Source organism: Sedimentibacter sp. B4 (assembly GCF_000309315.1).
Lineage (GTDB): Bacteria > Bacillota > Clostridia > Tissierellales > Sedimentibacteraceae > Sedimentibacter > Sedimentibacter saalensis.
The window spans coordinates 1-18,823 of the sequence record NZ_CANG01000925.1; the positions used below are offsets into that span (position 1 = coordinate 1).

The window sequence follows — 18,823 nt, forward strand, 5'->3', positions numbered from 1 at the left end:
TAATTCCCTGAGCTCCATCAATTTGTCGTTTGGCAATTTTATACCTCCTAAGATTTGTATATATAACCAAGTATATACAATAATAAATTTCTTTTTCAAAGTCAATCGATACCGTAGGCAAAATAATGTTGCTTTTATTTTGACGTTCAAAGTATATTATATAAACAAAATTTTGTCAATATATTTGTAACCAGCCCACCGCAAAATAATACTCATTAATGAAATCAATTGTGAACATTTTGCATATATTGAATAGTAGCTGAAAATTATGAAAGGTGTGATTCCATGAAATATAATAACTTTGACCAATATAACAGGATACGGCCATACAAGGCTCAAAATATGATTGTGAAAACATTAGAAACTATAGCTCCTCCTGAGCCACAACCTCAACCGCAGCCAGCCGAAGAAATACCACAGCCCTTAGCCAGCACCGGTTACATAAATGTGGGTGTTTACACAGCCCTGGGAGCACTGCCAGTCAAAGACGCCGTTGTGACTGTTTACACAATTGATGAAGACGGAGAAGAAAATGCACTTTACCACGTTGTGTCTAACATAAACGGAAGAGTTCCGACAATGGAAGTTCCTGTAGAATACAGTCCGGAAGATCCTTTAGAAAGTCCTACATTTTATTTTTCAACTTACAACATGAGAGTTCAGGCAATAGGATATTACACTGTCAATATTATTGACCTTCGTGTTTTTCCTAATGTTGCCACAAATTACAGAGTGAGTTTGATTCCCGTAATGGAAGGTGCCACTGAGGAAGAAGGCAGTCAGACTGTTGTCATTCCTCCAACCCCTGCAGATATTTCAAATGAATAAGGAGGAGATTACATGAGCACACAAGTACCAGGATTATCAACTGTTGTAGTTCCGGATAATATTACAGTACATCTTGGAGCTCCGGATCAACCGGCAGAAAATGTAACTGTACCATTTATTGATTATGTAAAAAATGTAGCTTCAAGTGAATTATACCCAACATGGCCTGAAAGCGCCCTAAGGGCAAACATATACGCAATAGTATCAATTGCGTTGAACAGAATATTCACGGAGTGGTACAGGTCAAGAGGATATAATTTTGACATTACAAACACCACTCAATTTGATCAGGCATTTGTTCCAAACAGAGGAGTATTTGACACCATAGACAGAATTGTTGACGACATTTTCAACGATTACATCGCAAGACAAAACCAAGTAGAACCCTTGTACGCCCAGTTTTGCGACGGACGTGTTTCAATTTGCGAAGGAATGTTCCAATGGGGAACTGTTGATTTGGCAGCCCAGGGATATGTTCCTTACGAAATACTTCAGTACTACTACGGAGACAACATCAATATTGTCAGAGATGCTCCGATTGTGAATTTAGAAGAAACATACCCAGGTGTCCCCTTAAGTGTAGGAGACAACAATCAGTATGTGCTGCTGATAAAAATGGCTCTCAATGCCATTTCTGTTAACTTTCCGGCAATTCCGAAAGTATATCCTATAAACGGGGAATTTACTGAAGGAATGGCCGATGCAGTAAGAGCATTTCAGGAAGCATTCAATTTACCTGTAACAGGTGTCATAGACAAGGCAACATGGTATGAAATAAGAAAAATATATGTGGCAGTAAGAAACCTTGCTCAGCTTACTTCACAGGGAATACTTGTAAGCGATATTCCTCCAGATATAGTTACTGAAATCGAGGAAGGAAAAGTTGTTCCAAGAGTGCAACTTGTTCAGTATTTTCTCAATGTTCTTTCAGCTTATTATAGCTCCATACCTGCAGTTGACATTGACGGAATACTAGGTCCAAAGACAAGGACATCAATAATAGAATTTCAAAAAACTATGGGGCTTGAGCCCACAGGCATAATAGATGATGCTACATGGAATTCAATGTACAACAACATACTTGGAATATTAAGGGCACTCCCCCCTTCAGCAATTGCTCTGCCGGCTCTTATATTCCCTAACGTTATTTTAAGAGAAGGATCCGAAGGCCCAAGTGTATTCATTATGCAGGAATATCTTTCATTCATATCATCTGTGGTACCGGCAATTCCTACTGTAACTCCGGACGGTGTATTCGGTCCTGAAACAAGGGCGGCTGTCACTGCATTTCAAAGGCAGTACGGGCTTAACCCGGATGGTATAGTGCAACAAGCAACATGGAACAGAATTGTCCAGGTTTACAGAGAACTTAGATTTGGGGTGCAAAGGAATCAAGGGCAATTTCCAGGAAATGAAATCAGTTAATGAGGTGATAATATGAGTATTCCGGAAACTGACATACACATTCCAGGAGCAGCAATACCTCACACCATAGTATCTTTCCCCGCCCATATAACAGTCCACCTGGGACCACCTGACGAAGAAGCATTGAACGTCACAGTTCCATACCTGGACTATATAAAAAATGTGGCATCCAGTGAATTGTATCCAACATGGCCGGAAGAAGCATTAAGAGCAAACATTCATGCAATCACCTCAATAGCAATGAACAGAATTTTCACAGAATGGTACAGAGGCAGAGGTTATGACTTTGATATTACAAATTCAACTCAATTCGACCAGGCTTATGTCCATGAAAGAGGAATATTTGATAGTGTTGCAAACATTGCAGATGATATTTTTGATGAATATGTTGTGCGCCAAGGCCATATTGAACCTTTGTTCACAGAATTTTGCGACGGAAGAATTTCACAGTGCAATGGCATGTATCAGTGGGGCAGTGTTGACCTGGCCAACCAGGGCTACTCAGCCATAGACATACTCAGGTATTACTACGGAAATGATGTGAACATAGCACCTTATTCAATTGCAGAGGAAATTGTGGGCACCTATCCAGGCACTCCTCTGGCTTTGGGTGAATCAGGTATTCCAGTCTTTAGGATGCAGCATTCCCTTAATAGAATATCACGAAACTATCCGGCAATACCCGTAGTTCCAATAAACGGGTACTACGGTGAAGAAACAGAGTCTGCAGTGAGAGCATTTCAGCAAGCCTTTAATCTTCCGGTTACAGGAGTTGTAGATAGCGATACATGGTACTGGATACGACGCATCTATGTGGCAGTCACAAGACTAGCTGAATTGACAACAGAAGGAATTCTCATAAACGAACTGATAAACTTATATTCAAATGTTCTTTTAGAAGGTGATACACGCCCTGTTATAACAGTGCTGCAATACTTTCTTAACCTTATTTCTCAGCAAAATCCCAGCATTCCTCTAGTTCCTGTAACAGGCTACTTTGGTCCGGAAACAACCGATTCTGTAACAGCCTTACAAAATGCAATGAACCTTCCTCCTTCAGGAATTGTAACGCAGGAAACATGGAATGTGTTGTACAGAAATGTATTTCCCATACTTGCCAATACTCCTGTAGCAAATATATACCTTCCGGGTATAAGTTTTATGGGAATACCATACAGCATCAGTATGGGAACCGAACACCCGGGCATCATCATATTGCAGACTATGCTTGCATATATAGCATTATTTATTCCAGAAATACCTTCCATAGAAAGGGACGGAGTTTTCGGCCCGGCAACAGAAGAGGCAGTATCTGCCTTCCAGAGTCTTTACGGACTTGAACCAACAGGAATAGTAAATGCTGACACATGGAACAAACTAGCGGAGGTATATGTAAATTTAAGATACAATCCTCCTGCTGCACAACAGTGAAAGGAGACTATTATGATATATAACAACTTTAATCACGAAGGTGAAACTTCAGCCATAACTGAAATTCAGCAGTACTTGAGAAACATTTCGTATTCACACCCTGAAATACCACGTATTTCTTTGTCAGGAACATATGATGCTCAAACAAAAAAGGCAGTGGAAGATTTTCAGAGGTTTTCAGGTCTTCCCGTTACAGGCAGGGTTGATTACAACACATGGAACGCCATAGTAAAAGAAAACAGCCTTCATTTGAAATCTAAAGAAATGCCTTATAAAATTCCATGCAGATCATTTGATTTCGGAAACATAAAAAACGGGTACTCGGGAGACATTGTGTATGTGCTTAAAATTATGCTCAACAACTTCTGCAGAAGATACAAGAATTACAAGAAAATCGAAATAAACGACAAATATGACCATGAGACAGAAGAAGCTGTAAAGGAATTTCAAAAAATAAGCATGCTGCCCGTAACCGGCATTGTCGACAAGGAAACCTGGAACACCATAGTTTCAATTTACAGCACGTGCAAATTATACGATTATAAATAATTGCTGATCCAGTATCAGCATTTTTAATTTTTTGTAAAATTTTCTTCCAGACTATTGACAATTGATGAGCATTTGCTAAAATAGAGTTAGCACTCAACAGCGAAGAGTGCTAACAACACGTTTGATAAATTGCATTTGCAATTAATTTATTTGTAAGGAAGGAATAACTATGGCAAAAAAACAGTTTAAATCAGAATCCAAGAGACTTTTGGACTTAATGATCAACTCCATTTACACACACAAGGAAATTTTCTTAAGAGAGCTTATATCAAACGCAAGCGATGCAATTGACAAAAGCTACTACAAATCTCTTACAGACAACAGCATTGTATTCAACAAGGACGATTTTTACATAAGAATTGCCGTAAATGAAGATGAAAGAACTCTCACTGTTTCTGATACAGGTGTGGGAATGACAAAGGAAGAACTTGATTCAAACCTTGGAACTATTGCAAAAAGCGGTTCATTTGATTTCAAGGAAAATAACGAGGCTAAAGATGGAGTAGATATAATTGGCCAGTTCGGAGTAGGTTTTTATTCAGCATTTATGGTTGCTGAAAAAGTAACCGTAATAAGCAAAGCAATTGGGTCAGAAGAAGCATACAAATGGGAATCTGAAGGCGCTGATGGATATACCATTACAAGCTGCACAAAAGAAAAAACAGGAACTGAAATAATAATGAAAATAAAAGAAAACACCGAGGGAGAAGATTATGATGAATACCTTGATGTTTACAACATAAAATCTCTTGTAAAGAAGTATTCAAATTTCATCAAGTACCCTATTAAGATGATGGTTAAAAAAAGAAAGCACAAAGAAGGAACCGAAAACGAATACGAAGAGTACATGGAAGATGAAACATTGAACAGCATGGTTCCTATATGGAGAAAAAACAAAAGTGAACTCACACAAGAAGATTATGAAAACTTCTACATGGAAAAACACTTTGGCTATGAAAAGCCTCTTCGTTACACTCATGTAAGTGTGGAAGGCCTTACAAGCTATAATTCAATCCTTTATATTCCTGCTAAGGTTCCATTTGATTTTTACACAAAGGAATTTGAAAAAGGACTTGAGCTATATTCAAACGGAGTTCTTATAATGAACAAATGCGGTGATTTGCTCCCTGATTATTTCGGATTTGTGCAGGGACTTGTGGATTCAGCTGATTTATCCCTCAATATTTCCAGAGAAACTCTGCAGCATGACAGGCAGCTTCAGTTCATTGCGAAAAAAATAAAGGAAAAAATCAAAAGCGAGCTTTTGTTAATGCTTAAGGATGACAGAGAAAAATATGTAACATTCTTTGAAAGCTTCGGAAGAACATTGAAATACGGCATGTACAGTGAATGGGGCGCAAACAAGGAAATTCTGCAGGACCTTTTGATGTTTTATTCTTCAACGGAAAAGAAACTTGCAACACTTGATGAATATGTGTCCAGAATGAAAGAAGATCAAAAATACATTTACTATGCAACAGGAGAAAGCACTGCGAAAATTGCAAAGCTTCCACAAACTGAAATTGTTGCAGACAACGGTTATGAAATTCTTTATTTCACAGATGAGATTGATGAATTTGCAATCAAAGTTCTCATGAATTACAAGGAAAAAGAATTCAAAAACGTTTCAAGTGCAGATATGGATTTAAAAACTGACGAAAACGAAAATGATGAAAACAAAGAAGAAAACAAGGACATTTTTGAATTCATGAAAGAAGCACTTGACGGAAAAGTTAAAGAAGTAAGACCTTCCAAGAGACTTAAAACTCATCCTGTGTGTCTGGCTTCTGAAGGAGAACTTTCAATTGAAATGGAAAAAGTTCTTCAGTCAATGCCTGACAATCCGGGAAATATTCATGCAGAAAAAATACTTGAAATTAACACAAACCATGAAATGTTTGAAAAAATAAAGAATTCATTTGAAAATGACAAGGACAAACTTAAGAAACTTTCAAGCGTATTATACAATCAGGCTCTTCTCATTGAAGGACTACAGATAGAAGATCCTGTACAATATGCAAATGATGTTTATGAATTGATCAACAACTAAAAAATAGGCCTCACGGCCTATTTTTTCTATTAATTCTTAATTCTTCACTCTTAATTCTTAATTGCTTTCCATGAATTCTTCTAATGTTAAACCTGACTCATATACCTTTGTTGCCAGTTCAACTCCCAGGTATCTTATGTGCCATGGCTCATAAAAATATCCTGTAATATCTTCCTTGCCCTTCGGATATCTCACAATGAAACCAAATCTGTGGGCATTTTCTGAAACCCATTTACCTTCATCAGTATTTCCAAATGTATCGTCCAGCTGAAAGTTCATGGCTGCACAAGTTATATCCATTGAAAGACCAGTCTGGTGCTCGCTTTGTCCTGGCTTTGCACTGTATTTGTCTGCGGCAGCCTGCCCGTGATTTTTTACATATGAATTGTAAAGATCTCTCTGGGTGCCGTATGATCTGTAGCCTGAACGTGCATGCAGCTCATAGCCTTCTTCATCTGCAGCAGCCTGGAACATGTCCTTAAGCGCAATGTATGCCGTCTCTCTAAGCTGGTTTATTTCAGGGTTTTCAAGTACTGTGGGAATACCCTCAAGTTTTACTAGGTCTTCAGGCACATATGTGCTGGATAAATTGTTTTTCTTGTTCACCAAGGCATCTATTGCTGCAGGGTCTTCAACCATGTTAATATCGACCGGTGTTGATGGCTCCTGCGGCTTTTCTGCCGGATTTTCATTTTCATTATCTTTGTTTTCACCGCCAGGAACTTCATCAACCGGATTTTCTATATCCGGTACCTCCTCAACTGGTTCCTCATTAACAGGCTCTTCTGCTGTTGGAGGAAGTTCTGTTTCATCTTTTAATCTTCCTTCTACATAAATTACAACGGCAACCAGTATTAAAACCATAGCTGCCATAGTAATGAATAATCTTCTCTTCTTATATTTTTTTGTGTTCTTCATGTTTTCTCCTTTGCAGGCTAGTTGATTTTCTTCCACATAATTATTGCATCTTCCAGAGGCATCTGATAATATCTTGGTCTTTTGCCTGCTGAAACGAACCCGAACTTCTTGTACAGATTGATAGCTGGGATATTCGACTCCCTCACTTCAAGTGTCATAGCCACTATTTCGCTGCACACACATATGTCAACCATTTTTTCAATGAGCATTGAAGCAATGTTTTGTTTCCTGTATTCAGGTATAACAGCAACATTTGTTATGTGGCATTCGTCAATGACCTTCCACATGCCCATGTAGCCAACTATTTTTCCTCCAAGTTCAGCGATCTGGTAATAAGCAAGATCATTTTTCAGTTCATTTACGAATGCATCCCTTGACCAGGGCAAAGAGAAACATTTTTTTTCAATTTCAATAATCTGATCAATATCTTCTTTTTTCATACCCCTTATGATGACTTGATTCATGTTGCCCCCCTATTTTTTATTTCTTTCTGCCTGTGACAATCTCAGGTACTGCGGCTTAAAGCTTGATGCAGTTATTGTCTCCCCTTTTTTTGCCATGCTGCACCCTATGAAGCAAAGCGTTGCAGCATTAAGGTTGTTGAACTTGTTTGGGGTGAAATAAGCTTTGTTATTTAATTTTTCTTCAATTATATTTCTGTAGCTTACAGAACCGTCACCTGTTAATATAACCGGTTCCTGGTATTGGTTTAAAATATCCACAAGCTCTTCTATGTTGCACGGAAACTGCTCTTTTACACTTTTCAGTTCTTCCCCTTCCCATTTATAAATGCCTGCATACACCCTTCCTGCCTTCGCATCCATAACTGGAACAATGAGCTTCTCTTTATCATATACGTTACCTGCCAAAGATTTCATTGTAGGTATGTTTACAATAGGCAATTTTCCTGCAAAAGCCAGGCTCTTTGCTATGGCTGCTCCAATACGAAGTCCAGTGTATGAACCGGGGCCTTCTGAAACTGCTATTACATCTATGTCCTGAATTTTAATTTCAAGCTCTTTTAATAGTTCCTCAATTAACGGCATCAGCTTTTCTGAATGTGTTTTTTTGTGGCTCAATGTGAATTCACCGAGTACGTTGAAGTCTTCAGAAACCGCACAGGATGCTGTCACAGAGGCTGATTCAATTGCAAGTATTTTCATAATTTTTCAGCTCCTCCGTAATTTTTTCATAAACAACTCCCTTGCCTTCAATTGTCATGATTCTTTTGTTGTCGTCTATTCTGTCTATTTTTATGTCTATTCTTTCATCAGGAAGTATAGTTCTTATATTTTCGGACCACTCTATTACTGTTACACCCTCAGAATATATATATTCATCATAGCCTAAATCATACATGTCATCTTCTGATTCAATTCTGTACACATCCATGTGATAAAATGGAAGCCGTCCTTCATATTCCTTTATGATATTGAACGTGGGGCTGGTGATGTATTCTTTTACTCCGAATTCCTTTGCAATAAACTGGGTTATTGCAGTCTTGCCTGCTCCTAAATCCCCATCAAGGCATAAAACAGTCCCTTTTTCAAGGCACCGGCTTATTATTTTTCCTATTTTTTCTGTATCCTGCAAATTATTGACTTTAATTTTCATTTCTTACCTCTTTTTTACGGCATCAGGAAGACTCCATTTTGCCGCACATCTATCGTTCATTATACATTTGCACATATAAAAAATCAAGGAATATATCACCTTGTCCAAGTCTTAAAATTTAATTGAACAAAGACTGCGGACATGTTATAATACTTTGAATAAATTTTAAATACGTGCAAATGATAATTATTTGCTCTTAACAGTCATATAATGAAATATCAAATATTTGAGGAGATTGCAATGAATAATAATTTTAATCATATATATTTTATCGGGATTGGCGGCATAAGCATGAGTGCATTAGCTGAAATAATGATTGATGAAGGAGTGAGGGTATCAGGCTCTGACAGAAGTTCATCCCACATAGTAAAAAAGCTTGAAAAACTAGGTGCTAATATAAACATTGGCCATGAAGGCAAAAACATTAACACTGACATAGACCTTGTAGTATATACATCTGCAATTTCGAAAGATAATCCTGAACTTGTAAGAGCACAGGAACTGAACCTTAATATTATGGACAGGGCAGAATTTCTCGGCCTCATAATGAAAAAGTATAATAATGCCATCTGCGTGTCAGGAACACACGGCAAGACTACAACAACAGGAATGCTTTCCTCAATACTCATGGAAACTGAAATGAATCCAACCATATTTTTAGGCGGAGAAATGGATTCCATGGGCGGAAACCTAATGCATGGCTCCTACGACATGCTGCTTACGGAAGCATGTGAATACAAGCGTAATTTCCTCAAATTTAATCCAACAGTGGAACTCATATTAAATATTGAAGAAGACCATCTGGATTATTACAAGGACTTAAGTGATATTGAAGATGCATTTCTTGAATATGCTAAAAAACTTCCTTCAACAGGACATCTTGTGGCAAATGTGCTGAACAAAAACCTGTTCAAGGATATTAAGTGCAATGTTGTAACATTTGGAACAGATAACAGCGCTGATTATTACGCTGCTGACATAAAGCTCGTTCCATCTCCTTCTTATTCACTCATGAAGGAAAGCAAAAAAATAGCAGATATAAAATTAAGCGTGTTCGGAGAGCACAATATTTTAAACAGTGTTGCAGCAGCAGCCGCATGCATTTCTCTTGGCATTGATCTTGATACAATTGCAAAGGGCCTTGCAGACTTTAAAGGAACTCACAGAAGGTATGAATACAAGGGAACTTTAAACGGAGCCAGCGTAATAGATGATTACGCACATCATCCTTCTGAAATGAAAGCAACATTGAAGACTGCAAGATCTTATACATCCGGAAAAATCATCACAGTATTCCAGCCCCACACTTACACAAGGACGAAAAAACTCCTGAATGAATTTGCTGAAGCACTTACGCATTCAGATGAAACAATTTTATTGGACATTTATGCCGCAAGAGAAATAGACAATGGAGAAATTCATTCAAAGGATATTATTGCAAAGATGAATGTTCTTTCAAAAGATGCACATTATGCTGAAAGTTTTGAGGAAGCTGCAGAATTGATCCGATCCATGGCAAAAGAAGGCGACACCGTAATAACCATGGGTGCAGGAAGCGTAGACACAGTGGCTGAGCTTCTAGTTAATAATTAAGGTATATTTAATTATTAGTTAAGGGCAATTAAAATGAAGAATTAGGAGTTAAGAATTAAGAATTTCGGATAGGACAGCAAAGCTGTCCTTATTTTTTGTATAATAAAACAAGAATAGGCATGCTTTGCGCCTATTCTTTCCATTAATTCTTAACTTTTCACTCTTAATTCTTAATTGATTTAATCAGTGGTCCCTGTTTGTAAGGTACAGCGCCAGTTCCTTGAGATGATTTGCTCTGTCACCAAACATTTCAAGGCCTTTTATTGCTTCATTCGTGAACTGTTCAACATCTTTTCTTGATTTTTCTATTGTTGAAAATGACAGGTATGTAACTTTATCATTTGCAATGTCGCTTCCTATTTTTTTCCCCAATTTTTCCTGGGTGCTTGTTACATCCAGTATGTCGTCTTCTATCTGAAATGCAATACCTATATTATCTGCAAATGTTTCAAGAGCCCTAAGCTGATTATCATCAGCTCCTCCTAAAATTGCGCCGGCCTTGACGCTGCTTTTTATAATAGCACCTGTTTTGAGGGAATACATGTATTTAAGCTCCTCAACAGATGATATTTTGTCGTGTCCGTATATGTCCACAATCTGACCGCCAATCATTCCATCAGCTCCGGAAGATTTTGCAATTTCATAAAGTGCCTTAACTGCACTTGTTATTTCAACGTTACTCTTCAAAGCAGCTTCAAGCCCCGTTTCAAATGCTCTGTTTAAAAGTCCGTCTCCTGCAAGAATTCCCGTTGCTTCACCGAATTTCTTGTGATTTGACAATCGTCCGCGCCTGTAATCATCATTGTCCATGGCAGGCAAATCATCATGAATCAATGAATATGTGTGTATCATTTCCATGGCGCAGGCAAAAGGAATAATTTCCTCTGCATTGTCTCTAAACAATTCATATGTTCCAAGCATCAAGACAGGCCTAAGCCTTTTTCCACCGCACAAAAGACTGTAATTCATTGCCTCGTAAATTATTTTTTGAGGATTTTTTTCTTCTTTTATTATAGTACGAAGACATTCTTCTATTTTTAAAACTTTTTCATCCATCCAATTTTTAAATTCCATTTCAAACCCCTGAACTATAAAATTAACGAAAGAGCATTAACTAACCTGCTCCCCGCTGTTAATTGTTGAACACTTTTCTTGCTATTTCCACTGCTTCCTTTGCATCTTTTGCGTAGTAATCTGCTCCCATGTTTCTTGCATATTCTGCAGTCAATACTGCTCCGCCAACCATTACAGGGCAGTCAATGCCATTGTCTCTAAGTTCTTCGATTATATCCTCCATACTTTTCATGGTGGTTGTCATCAAGGCGCTCAGTCCCACGATTATTGGTTCATCTGCATATTTTTTTGCTTCTTCAACGATTTTTTCAGCAGAAACATCCTTGCCCAAATCAATTATATCATAATTATAGTTCTCTAGTATAACTTTTACAATGTTTTTCCCAATATCATGAATATCTCCCTTTACAGTTGCCAGTATTATTTTCCCGTTGCTTATACCGGCAGATTCATTTTTTTTGAGACTTTCCTTAAGAACATCAAAGGACGACTTCACAGTTTCCGCTGACTGAATGAGCTGTGGAAGGAAAATTACTCCCTTTTCAAAATCACTTCCTACAACATCAAGGGCAGGAATAAGGAATTCATTTACAATTTCAAGCTCTGTCTTTGTACTAAGTAGTAATTTAGTCTTGGCTGCAGCATTTTCCTTTAAACCCTTTACTACCATGTCATAAAGCGTTTCTTCCTTTTTTTCCTTTTTAGGAGATGTTTCTGCAGATGATTTATCGCCGTATCTTTCGATATACTTTATTGAGCCTTTGTCATGGTTGTAAAGAACATTGAACGCATACACCTTATCCATCATGTTTTCATCGTTTGGATTTATTATTGGAAGATCAAGTCCTGCTGCCATGGCAATTGCAAGGAAAGTTTCATTTATAAGCGGTCTGTTTGGCATTCCGAATGAAATGTTGGAAACTCCAAGAACTGTCTTTAATCCAAGCTTTTCCTTTACCATTGTCAATGTCTTTATGGTCTCTTCTACTTCCTTTTGCTGAGCAGAACATGTGAGAGTCAGGGTGTCTATGTAAACATCTTCTTTCTTTATGCCGTACTCCAATGCCTTGTTCAGTATTTTTTCTGCAATTTTGAAGCGTTCCAAAGCATTGTCCGGAATTCCTCTCTCATCAAGGGTAAGCCCCACAACAGCAGCGCCGTATTTTTTAACCAGAGGCAAAATTCTTTCCAGCACCTGGTCTTCTCCGTTTACGGAATTTACTATTGCTTTTCCGTTTGCATACCTTAAACCTGCTTCAATTACATCCATGTCTGATGAATCTATTTGAAGGGGTGCATTTGTCACTGATTGCAGCCCCTTTACTACCTTCATCATCATTTCGTTTTGGTCTATTTCCCTGAGTCCAACATTCACATCCAGTATCTCTGCTCCAGCTTCTACCTGAGAAACTCCCTGCTTCAGGATGTAATCCATGTCACTGTTTTTCAATGCTTCTTTAAGCATCTTTTTTCCTGTTGGATTTATTCTTTCGCCTATTACTTTTACTCCTTCAACCAGTACTGTGTTTGATGGAGTACAAAGAGCATGAAATTTTTGTTCTGCTCTTTCAACCTTTGTCAGCCTGCTTATTTTCTTTTTTATTTCACGTATGTATTCAGGAGATGTTCCGCAGCATCCTCCAAGCATTGATACCCCTATTCCTATGAACGCAAGAACATCATCAGAATATTCCTCAGGACCTATTTCATAGTGCGTTTTCCCATCTATAACAGATGGAAGTCCTGCATTGGCCTGTACAAGCACCGGAAGATTTGTCCAGTTCATGAGTTCTTCCACAATTGGTCTGATTTCCTTTGGTTCCAGTGAACAGTTTATACCTATTCCATCAGCTCCAAGCCCTTCAAGTGTTACTGCCATACTTGACGGAAGACATCCGGTGAATGTTCTGTGATCCTTTTCAAAAGACATGGTTGCAAGAACAGGAAGAGTTGTGTTTTCCTTTGCGGCCAACAATGCTGCCTTCATTTCATACAAATCAGTCATTGTTTCAATGAGAATGAGATCTGCTCCTGATTTTTCACCCTGAACAACCTGTCTCTTAAATATTTCATAGGCTTCATCAAACGTAAGAATTCCCATGGGTTCAACTAGTTCACCAATGGGACCTATGTCAAGGGCTGCAAAGACATCTTTGTTTCCGATTGCTTCTCTTGCAGCCTTCACTGCAGCATCTATAATTTCTTCTACCGAGTAATTTGTTGCCTGGAGTTTTTTTTCATTTGCACCGAATGTGTTTGTTGTTACAACGTTGGAGCCGGCTTCAATATATTCTTTGTGAATTTCTACAATCATGTCTCTTTGTTCAATATTGAGCGTTTCAGGAACATCCCCAAGTTTAAGCCCCTTCTTTTGAAGCTCTGTGCCCATGGCTCCGTCAAACAAAACAAGATTATTATCAATAAACTCTTTAAAATTCATATTTTACCTCTTATATTTCTCTGTTTAAAGAATGAACCAGAGATATGATATTGTTATGTGTTTTTCTTGCAACATAAGGGTTGTTCATGGTGTAAAGGTGCACACCGTCAACTCCGTTAGCCATAAGGTCAATTATTTGCTCGGAAGCATATGCTATTCCTGCATCCACCATTGCATCCTTGTCATATTCAAACTTATTCATAATCTGTATGTACTTTTCAGGTATTTTTGAACCGCTGAGTGTTACAATTCTTTCTATCTGGCTTTTGTTTGTAAGAGGCATGATTCCAGCCTGTATAGGAACATTAATATTGTGTTTCTCTGCAAGATTCAGGAAATTGTAAAAGTCATTGTTGTCAAAAAAAAGCTGTGTCGTAAGGTGTGTTACTCCTGCTTCAATTTTGAATTTAAGATTTTTAACATCATCCTCCAGATTTTTGCAGTCTACGTGACCTTCCGGATAGCAGGTCCCTCCCAAATCGAAGTTGTCCCTTGACATGATGAACTCTGCCAAATCGGAAGCATGCTGAAAGTCTCCCTTTACTTCTTCCTCAAGGGGGATGTCTCCTCTTAAGGCAAGAATATTTTCAATTCCATCTTCCTTCAGATCTTTTAGAGTTTCGATAATTTCTTTCCCTGTTGAACGGATGCAAGTGAGGTGAGCCATAGCTTCTATACCATACTTATTTTTAATAATGGAGGAAATTTCTCTTGTCTTGTTTTGATTGCTTCCTCCCCCTGCTCCATATGTAACGCTTATATAATCAGGCCTTAAGTCGCTTAATGACTCCAGTGTCTTATAAATTGTTTCTATGGATGAAGTGGCTTTAGGCGGAAAAATTTCAAAAGAAAAAACAAATTTCTTTTTATTAAAAATGTCAGTAATATGCATTGTCTTTGCTCCTTTTTGATTTTGACTATTATAACATAAGCATTTGAAACTGTAAACCAAATCGAAAAATAATTATTTACTACATTTTTTTATAAATATTCTTTAAAAACTCTTCAGTTCTCATACAGCTGCATATTGTGACTGTTTTTATCATATAAATAGATACTTAAGTAAAAATTAGTATAAATATTGTAATAAATAAAATTGACTAACAATTTTGTTTAAGTTATAATGTAACCATGCAAACGTTTTTTTACATCATTATCCATTAATTGAATTTAATGCAACTAATTCTAAAATTTATCTTTGAATATATACAGTTCTAGCAAATTGCTATGATTTGTATTTATAAAAATAATTTATGTGGAGGGAATGTAAAATGAAATCAAGAAAGTTAGTATCACTTATTTTAGCAGTAATGATGACAGTAATGTTATTTGCAGGTTGTACAAGCCAGACGGCTCAGACACCATCAGAACCGCAAAAACCTGCTGAACAGCCTGCTGAAACGCCTAAAGCCGACAAGGTTTTAAAATTTGGCGGCACTGGATTCGGAGGATTATTTAATCCAATTATGTCAGACAACACTTACGACACCTATGTAGCAGACTCTATTTTTGAAAAACTTGTTACAAACAACGCAGAAGGCGAAATGATTCCTGTCCTTGCAGAATGGACAATTTCAGAGGATAAACTCACCTATACATTTACATTGAAAGACGGAATCAAGTTTTCCGACGGCTCAGATTTGACCACCGAAGATGTTGCCTTTACATATGAAACAATTGCTCACCCTGACTACAACGGTCCTAGAGCTTACGCTGTAAGCAGTCTTAAGGGCTATGAAGAATTCCACAGCGGGGCTAAAGATACTTTTGAAGGAATAAAAATAATAGATGACAAAACAATATCATTTACATATGCTGAAGGTTCAGCTGCACTGGCTAATATTCAAAACTTCATGTACGGCATAATGCCTTCAGATTATTATGCTTTTGATTCATGGGAAGATTTCCTTGCTTTAAATGAAAAACCTATAGGTTCAGGTACCATGGTTTTTGACAGCTGGGAACCGAAGCAATTTATAAAGCTTATGAAAAACACAAATTACTGGGATCCTAGTAGCGCAGCAAAAATTGACGGCGTTTTATTAAGTGAAGTACCGGATGAAAGTATACTATCTGCTTTGCAGACAAATCAAATAGATTTTGCACAAATACCTTCAAGCGCTGAAAATCTTGAAGCTGCTGAAGCTCTATCAAATATAAGCATTGCAAACTTCCTTGGAAACGGATACACATTCATGTGCTTCAACACAACAAGGGCAAAGCTTGCAGATGTTAAAGTAAGGCAGGCACTCATGTATGCTCTTGACAGGGAATCATTCATAGAAGCACAATATGGCAAGGGTTTGGCTTCTGTAGGTATGGCTCCTATTTCTCCTTCATCCTGGGCATTCCCAGATCCATCAGAACTTAATGCTTACAAGTTTGACATGGATAAGGCTGCAAAACTCATGGATGAAGCAGGCTGGACAATGAATAGCGATGGTTATAGATACAAGGATGGAGAAAAGTTCCATGTAAACTGGCTTGTTTATACTGACTCATCATGGCCTGGAACATTGTCAGGCATGGCATCTGACACATGGAAACAATTAGGCGTTGAACTTGAAATAGAACTTATGGACTTTGACACTGTTGCATCACGAACAATGGATGCAGCTCCAGGTGAAAAAGACTTTGACATTTACACAATGGGATTTTCTCTGGATATTGACCCTGACCCAACAGGAGCACTGTTTGATGATGATGCATTTGTAGCAGGAGGTTTTAACGCATCCGGTTACAAAAATGCTGAAGCCATGAAATTGGTTAAGGCCGGAAAAGCCGAATTTGATACTGCAAAAAGAAAAGAAATTTATAATGAATGGGCAAAGATAATGAACTATGAAATTCCTCATGTAATCATAGCTTACAGGAGTGAAATATGGGGAATAAACAACAGAGTAAAAGGAATGGATCTTGGAACATACAGAACCTGGGATCAATGTTTGAAAAATATAACCATCGAATAATACATTCAGGGGAGGGTCTCCTCCCCTCTCTAAAATAAAACGAAAGAGGTGGTTTTATGAAAAACTACATTATTAGGCGCATTATTCAGATGATTCCTGTTTTTATTGGAATTTTATTCATATTGTTTTTCATACTTGAGCAAGCCCCAGGTACTCCGGTTTCAAACATGATGATTCCTAAAATGACACCTGAACAAAAAGCTGAATTGGCTCAAAAGTTGGGACTTGACGTTCCATGGTACGAAAGATTTGTTAACTGGATAGGAGAAGCCCTTCACGGGAATCTCGGCTATTCAATCAACCACAAAAAACCCGTTGTGGATGTTATGAAAGATTACGTGGGACCTACACTGCTATTATCTCTTGTTTCCTTGGCCATTTCGGTTATAATCGGCATACCTGCCGGTGTAATAAGTGCCACTAAACAATACAGCATCACTGACAACGTTCTTACCGTTGTATCGTTCATAGGTATAAGCATCCCGTCCTTTTTCTTTGGGTTGCTCCTCTTGAAAAATTTTGCTGTTGATATTCAGATTTTCCCTTTATTCGGGCTTAAGGACCCTCTTTTAATGTCAACTAATCCCGTTGATAAGGCATTGGACGTAGCATGGCATCTTGTTTTGCCAAGCATTGTTCTTGGCCTTGGCTCTACAGCAAGCTTCATGCGCTACACCCGTTCAAGCATGCTCGAAGTAATAAAGCAGGATTACATCAGGACGGCTCGTGCAAAGGGGCTTAAGGAAAAAACTGTAATATACAGACACGCCTTCAGAAATGCTGTCATTCCCATAATAACTCTTCTTGGCTTCTGGATACCTTCACTGTTGTCAGGAGCTGTTGTAACCGAATCAATTTTTGCTCTTCCGGGACTTGGTAAAATTTCTGTTGAAGCAACCATGACAAGAAATTATCCGTTGATTCTTGGTATTAACGCAATGCTAGCAGTTTTGACACTAATGGGTACATTGGTGGCAGACATACTGTATGCAATTGCAGACCCAAGAATCAGATACGATTAAGGGGTGCTCATATGGTAAAAAGTGAAGTTCTTAAAAACACAAAAAGTTCACACAAAAATCTATCATATTGGGGAGAAGTTTTTTACAGGCTACGCAAGAACAAAATGGCAATGATAAGCTTGTACTTGCTTGTTATTATCATAGGTCTGTGTATAATTGTTCCTGAATTATCCCAGTATTCCATAGAAACTACAGATATGCAAAACCGAGATCAGGCCCCCAGCTCTGATCACTGGCTTGGAACAGATAAAATCGGCAGGGATTTGTTTGTCAGACTTTTTTATGCAGGAAGGATATCTTTAGGTCTTGCTTTGGCAGTAGTAACCCTTGAATGCGTTACAGGAGTTGTTTTAGGCAGTTTATCCGGCTTTTACGGCGGTTTTATCGATATAGTCATAATGCGCTTTGCAGACATATTTATGTCCTTTCCATTTATGATGTTTTGCATCACCATTGTGGCCGTATTTGGAAACAGTGTAACAAATCTTATAATTGTTCTCGCGCTGCTTAGCTGGCCCAGCATTGCAAGAATTGTGAGGGGACAAATACTGACTCTCAGAGAAATGGAATACATGGAAGCATGCGAAGCATTAGGCATAAGTGACTTCAGAAGAATATTTCGTCACCTCCTGCCAAACGTCCTGGCTTATGTAATAGTCTATGCAACTCTTGGGATGGCAAGTGTTATATTGACTGAAACATCATTGAGTTTCTTAGGACTTGGGGTTTCACCTCCTACACCCACATGGGGAAATATGATACAGGAAGCAAGAAACACTCTTATTATTCAGCAAAAATGGTGGTATTGGATACCTCCCGGAATATGTATTTTTATTTCTGTTATGTGCTTTAATATACTGGGCGACGGCATGCGTGATGCAATCGACCCTAAAATGAAGAGATGAGGTTA

General features: G+C 38.0%; 16 protein-coding genes. 9 read left to right on the forward strand and 7 right to left on the reverse strand.

Annotation, left to right across the window (positions count from 1 at the left end; translation table 11 throughout):
- Positions 1-285: 285 nt before the first annotated feature.
- The 5 genes from BN358_RS15570 (at position 286) to htpG (ending at position 6,283) form a co-directional block, all read left to right on the forward strand.
- Positions 286-828: a hypothetical protein gene (locus tag BN358_RS15570; protein ID WP_019229468.1), complete on the forward strand. Its 543-nt coding sequence runs from the start codon at positions 286-288 to the stop codon at positions 826-828.
- A gap of 12 nt (positions 829-840) precedes the next feature.
- Positions 841-2,253 (forward strand): peptidoglycan-binding protein, encoded by a 1,413-nt coding sequence (locus tag BN358_RS15575; protein ID WP_019229469.1) that lies wholly within the window; start codon positions 841-843, stop codon positions 2,251-2,253.
- Positions 2,254-2,265: 12 nt separating this feature from the next.
- Positions 2,266-3,684, forward strand: a complete 1,419-nt coding sequence (locus BN358_RS15580; protein ID WP_019229470.1) for a peptidoglycan-binding protein — start codon at positions 2,266-2,268, stop codon at positions 3,682-3,684.
- Positions 3,685-3,696: 12 nt separating this feature from the next.
- Positions 3,697-4,233, forward strand: a complete 537-nt coding sequence (locus tag BN358_RS15585; RefSeq protein ID WP_019229471.1) for a peptidoglycan-binding protein — start codon at positions 3,697-3,699, stop codon at positions 4,231-4,233.
- Positions 4,234-4,402: 169 nt separating this feature from the next.
- A complete protein-coding gene (gene htpG / locus BN358_RS15590; protein WP_019229472.1) occupies positions 4,403-6,283 on the forward strand; it encodes a molecular chaperone HtpG in 1,881 nt (626 codons plus the stop codon).
- A 57-nt stretch (positions 6,284-6,340) separates the two neighbouring features.
- On the opposite strand, the gene BN358_RS15595 is transcribed toward htpG, so the two are convergent.
- From BN358_RS15595 to tsaE, 4 genes are read right to left on the reverse strand one after another with little or no spacing between them, the layout of a single operon-like run.
- Positions 6,341-7,201 carry a D-alanyl-D-alanine carboxypeptidase family protein gene (locus BN358_RS15595; protein WP_019229473.1) on the reverse strand — a complete coding sequence of 287 codons (861 nt, stop codon included), beginning with the start codon at positions 7,199-7,201 and terminating at the stop codon, positions 6,341-6,343.
- 17 nt (positions 7,202-7,218) lie between these two features.
- Positions 7,219-7,665: a ribosomal protein S18-alanine N-acetyltransferase gene (rimI, locus tag BN358_RS15600; protein ID WP_019229474.1), complete on the reverse strand. Its 447-nt coding sequence runs from the start codon at positions 7,663-7,665 to the stop codon at positions 7,219-7,221.
- A 9-nt stretch (positions 7,666-7,674) separates the two neighbouring features.
- Positions 7,675-8,364 carry a tRNA (adenosine(37)-N6)-threonylcarbamoyltransferase complex dimerization subunit type 1 TsaB gene (tsaB, locus tag BN358_RS15605; RefSeq protein WP_019229475.1) on the reverse strand — a complete coding sequence of 230 codons (690 nt, stop codon included), beginning with the start codon at positions 8,362-8,364 and terminating at the stop codon, positions 7,675-7,677.
- Complete coding sequence (tsaE, locus tag BN358_RS15610) at positions 8,345-8,815, reverse strand: tRNA (adenosine(37)-N6)-threonylcarbamoyltransferase complex ATPase subunit type 1 TsaE (RefSeq protein ID WP_019229476.1); 471 nt, start codon at positions 8,813-8,815, stop codon at positions 8,345-8,347. The genes tsaB and tsaE overlap by 20 nt, the downstream gene beginning before the upstream one ends.
- Before the next feature lie 240 nt (positions 8,816-9,055).
- Between tsaE and murC the strand changes: the two genes are divergently transcribed.
- Positions 9,056-10,408 carry a UDP-N-acetylmuramate--L-alanine ligase gene (murC, locus tag BN358_RS15615; protein ID WP_019229477.1) on the forward strand — a complete coding sequence of 451 codons (1,353 nt, stop codon included), beginning with the start codon at positions 9,056-9,058 and terminating at the stop codon, positions 10,406-10,408.
- Positions 10,409-10,591: 183 nt separating this feature from the next.
- On the opposite strand, the gene BN358_RS15620 is transcribed toward murC, so the two are convergent.
- Genes BN358_RS15620 through metF form a run of 3 tightly spaced genes read right to left on the reverse strand, consistent with a single transcriptional unit; the run spans position 10,592 to position 14,814 of the window.
- Positions 10,592-11,482 (reverse strand): polyprenyl synthetase family protein, encoded by an 891-nt coding sequence (locus BN358_RS15620; RefSeq protein ID WP_019229478.1) that lies wholly within the window; start codon positions 11,480-11,482, stop codon positions 10,592-10,594.
- A gap of 58 nt (positions 11,483-11,540) precedes the next feature.
- Positions 11,541-13,922: a homocysteine S-methyltransferase family protein gene (locus tag BN358_RS15625; RefSeq protein WP_019229479.1), complete on the reverse strand. Its 2,382-nt coding sequence runs from the start codon at positions 13,920-13,922 to the stop codon at positions 11,541-11,543.
- A 10-nt stretch (positions 13,923-13,932) separates the two neighbouring features.
- A complete protein-coding gene (gene metF, locus BN358_RS15630; RefSeq protein ID WP_019229480.1) occupies positions 13,933-14,814 on the reverse strand; it encodes a methylenetetrahydrofolate reductase [NAD(P)H] in 882 nt (293 codons plus the stop codon).
- A gap of 379 nt (positions 14,815-15,193) precedes the next feature.
- Here metF and BN358_RS15635 point away from each other — a divergent pair, with 379 nt between their 5' ends.
- Genes BN358_RS15635 through opp4C form a run of 3 tightly spaced genes read left to right on the forward strand, consistent with a single transcriptional unit; the run spans position 15,194 to position 18,818 of the window.
- Positions 15,194-16,891, forward strand: a complete 1,698-nt coding sequence (locus tag BN358_RS15635) for an ABC transporter substrate-binding protein (RefSeq protein WP_019229481.1) — start codon at positions 15,194-15,196, stop codon at positions 16,889-16,891.
- Positions 16,892-16,947: 56 nt separating this feature from the next.
- Positions 16,948-17,913, forward strand: a complete 966-nt coding sequence (locus tag BN358_RS15640) for an ABC transporter permease (protein WP_019229482.1) — start codon at positions 16,948-16,950, stop codon at positions 17,911-17,913.
- An 11-nt stretch (positions 17,914-17,924) separates the two neighbouring features.
- Complete coding sequence (gene opp4C / locus BN358_RS15645; protein WP_019229483.1) at positions 17,925-18,818, forward strand: oligopeptide ABC transporter permease; 894 nt, start codon at positions 17,925-17,927, stop codon at positions 18,816-18,818.
- The last annotated feature ends 5 nt before the right edge of the window (positions 18,819-18,823 follow it).